Origin of the sequence: Zooshikella harenae (genome assembly GCF_018837975.1) — a bacterium.
Taxonomy (GTDB): Bacteria; Pseudomonadota; Gammaproteobacteria; order Pseudomonadales; family Zooshikellaceae; genus Zooshikella; species Zooshikella harenae.
Genome location: NZ_JAGSOY010000150.1, coordinates 1 through 3996, shown reverse-complemented (window position 1 = coordinate 3996; position 3996 = coordinate 1). Strand labels below are relative to the sequence as shown.

Annotated in this window: 2 protein-coding genes; both read left to right on the top strand. The window is 38.9% G+C overall.

Annotated elements, in window-relative coordinates; all coding sequences use genetic code 11:
• A partial coding sequence (locus KCG35_RS23895; protein ID WP_215822369.1) for a LamG domain-containing protein occupies positions 1 to 3460 on the top strand: 3460 nt, incomplete at its 5' end.
• Positions 3461 to 3471: 11 nt separating this feature from the next.
• The coding region (locus KCG35_RS23890) for a hypothetical protein (RefSeq protein WP_215822368.1) at positions 3472 to 3996 on the top strand (525 nt) is incomplete at its 3' end.

The window sequence follows — 3996 nt, the reverse complement described above, 5'->3', positions numbered from 1 at the left end:
TGATGCCTTTGTAGAACAAGTCGGTTCAACCAAGGTGACAGTGCAGGTATTTGATGCCTACAATAATATTGTGGCAGAAAATACCTCCGTGGATTGGTCTGTTGCCGGTGATGTCTTTATTGCAGAGCAAGAGAATAGCACCAATGAAACAGGGCATGCGTCTGCGGTACTCAAAGGTAGTTTATTAGAAGGTGAATACCAGCTCACGATTCGTTCAGGGAATACCACACAAACCGTACCCATCACTATTCATCCCATCGAATTAACGATTGATGCGCCGAGCCATGTAAATACCAATCACAATGTCACCGTCAAAGTGGCTGCAACGGGTTTAGGTCAACCTTTAGCGGAAGTGCCTGTTTCGCTGAAAGCCTCTAGTGGACGTTTCCAAAGTCACGAACTCGTGACAAACGAAAAAGGTGAAGCTTCTGTTATATGGCATACTGGCTTTAAAAAACAAAAAGGTATTCTAACCGCTGCAGTAAGCGTGACAGGCGGTGCATCACATAAGGTCATCATAGAACCGGTGGCGACCGAAAAGACACTTGATGTAGGTAATGCAGTTATTGTTGGGGATTATGCCGGTGATGCTCCCTTTAAATTAAATACCATGGTGGATCACCAGCTTGATTTAAGCTATCCCACCCAAACCACCATTACGGTTAAGGGGCAGCCTGGTGAAACCATACCCCTCTCGTTAGGTAATATCGCCGACCCTGTCATTGCGCCTGCGGCAGCGTTTTTAATGAATACGTTATGGCAGCAGACTGCCCTGACGGATGAAACAGGTCTTTATGAAGCGCAAGCTGAACATATTCGTTTAGTTAAAGATCACCCAATAGGTGGAGCTGGTTTTAGTTATCAGTTTACCCAGCAAAGTTTTAACACAACACCCGAGGAAAATACGGGGAATAGTAAACTGGTGGTGAATAATGCAGAGGGGTTGGCTTTACCTGATGCTGTGGGTTTTCGCGTTGCGATTAAACCGAGTGAAGTTGGTGGTGAATTAATTAAGTTAGGACAAGGACAAAAACTACAGTTAACTCAAGAAGGTAAACTTAATTATCAAATTCAAACCAGCACTGGGCGTTATCATTTAACCAGTGAGCCATTAGCGATGGGACAGTGGCATATCGTTGTGGCACGTTATCAAAATAATCAACTGGAATTATGGGTTAATAATAAACCGCTCACCACAGAAGCTGAAGGTGATATTGTCTACGGCAGTAGCCGTTCGTTAGTCATTGGCAATCGTTATTCAGGAAAAATGAGCGGTTTACGATGGTACAACTGGCAAACCCCCGCATTAGCCAAGCTACCGAATGATCGACAACAGATGGATATTAAGCTGGACGAGCATGGACAGCAGCAAGTTGTTATTCGTACAACAGGACAGTTAAATCAGCTTATTGATAACAGCCAACTCAAACTTGCCAGGGTTGCAATAACGGCTAAACAAGCCACCCAATATTTGGGGGTAGTATCCAGTCACTGGTTTAGCGAGGTAGTGAGCCAGCGGGTGAATATGCAAATTGCAAGTTCGGTTACCGTCGCCTATCAACCTCCACTGAATTTACCCTTGTCATCCTTTGTCACACCTGCGTATGCGGCTTGGTATGATATTGATTGGGAGGGTGTCCTAGAAGCAGCCGTTGAGTATGGTAAAGAAGCTATTTCCTGGGTGGTGCCTTATGAAGATATTGCAGAGCTTGGTCGGCAATTGTATTACCTATCAACGGGAAATGATAAAGATTTTAAGCCTGAGTTACTTCTTACAAGTGCACTGGGAACAATCTCTGTTATCCCAACACCTGCAACTAAACCATTTAAACTGGTATCCAAGGGGTTGAATAAGCTTTTTAGAAAAATTAATCCAAGATCGCCATTTGTAAGATCTTTGGCTGGAACCATTGGAAAAGTTGCAAAGCGTTGTTGGGATAAACGCAGCTTTGAAGATTTACAAAGTATGGCAGGGTTTATGGCGTTGTTGGCTGACTTTATTACGCATATGGATGAGTATGAAGAAGAGTTAAAGTTTTTTATTTCAACAGTACAAAATAGTGATCATTTACTGGCCTGGATTGATTTGCTATCAATGCCTTTGGGTGGTGAACTAGGTGAAGTTTTAACCGGTGATGATTTTGCCTATTTAGACAATCAATCCTATGAGCCATGGTATGCCAGTGCTATTAATTTCGCCATCCCAAAAGCGTATGCAAAAAATACAAAAAAATCACGATTACCACTCGGCAGAGCAGTTCAGCTTTTAAAAGAATTGAAAATTATTGAAGAAAAATTGGATTTAGAAACTGGGTTTATTGGCGATTTAGTAAAACAAATCTGTGCGCAGATGAAAGATAAAAAAGTTTTCAATAATAGTCATATATTAGAAGCAAGAAAGATTTTATTTAAACCACAGCTATGGAAAGCAGCTATCTTGATGAAAGCGAGAGTTGGTGTTGATCATATGTTGAATATGTTGAAAGGATTTCAGGGGCAAAGAATACCCACAATTCAAATGATCGGTATAATTGGCTATATACACTATAACATTATTGAAGGTTCAATCCCAACGGATGCATTAGAAAGTGTGTATACATTACTGGCCCGTTCCTTTAATTATAGTGGTGCTGTTAGAGATAAAAATAAGAAAAAAGATAAAAATAAGGAAAAAAATACAAAATCTAACTGGAATGATATTAAAGGAGCTCAGTTCCAACTAGCAATGACTGCAACCTATTTAGGTATTGGCTATACACTTGTTGATATCGAAAAACAGTTCAATCTGCCTATTCACTTTAAAGGTAATAAAATTGATGATAGCTTACCTAGACAGGTAGATATCATTGTTAATAAAGACGGTATTAATAAGTGGTTAGAAGTAAAGTCAGTTCAAAGTGAATGCACAGCTTTCTCAAATAGTTGGAAATATGTTTATCGTGGCCGGTTAGAGGATGTAAGAGCTAAGAAGAAAGATAAAAAAAATAAAAATAAAAAAGTAAAAGGGGAGGATGCTGATGAGTGTTCTAATGGGACTGGCGGTAATTATAGAAGAGAGTTTTTCTTTGATCGTAGCCATGCAGGAATAGAAAATATTAAGAAAAAAATTAAATGGATTGTTCAGGATTTTAAATATAAAAAAAGTGATGGGACTTTTACGTATGGAATTAATAGCGATGATCTTCTTGCAAGTAAGGTTAATAGTTTGATTTTAGATAAGCCGGATGTGGAATTTAATATTCCAGAACAGTTTGAATTTAAATATAGTCGAGGAGATTATTCACATCAAGCCTGGCAAAGGTACTTAAAGCTAGCAGGAAAAGATATTAATTCATCTACAAATAAGGTTATAACTGCATGGCTTGAATTGTTTGAGTCAATAAAAGTATTAACACTTCCTAGAGAAGCATCAGAAAGTGCGAAAAATGCGTTATTAGAATTTATACCTACACCAGACTAATGGACTAAGAAATGGTTTATATCAGTTTGTATTTTCAGTTTAACGAATCAGCTTACAATAAAAATTTCGTCTCAGCTTTTTGTGATATGGATGAAGATGGCCCAACAGAAGTATTTGCAAGAGCAATGGGAGGTGCCAATAGTAAATTGGTCACAGAGATAAATGACTTTTTGGAAGAGTATAATATATTCTGTGATGAAGTCTTGATTTGTCATAAGCATGAATGCATTAAGTTTGCGATTGATCTTTATGATGGAGCTGAAGAGTTTGTCGATTTACTGGAACAAACAGAAGTTGAGACCTTTACGTTGGTGGCTTATCATCCTGACTGGCAAAATGAAGACACGGGATATCCTGAATACGAGAGATATTGTTTAAAAGATGGTGAAGTGACTTTTGAAACCTTTAATCCTGATACTGAAGCTGAATATTATACTGAACTTGACTACGAGTTAGCTCAAGCTTGTAAAGCAGGTAACTTAAGCCAAGTACAGGCATTAGTTGACCAGGGAGCAAATCCCAACTTACCCATTGAC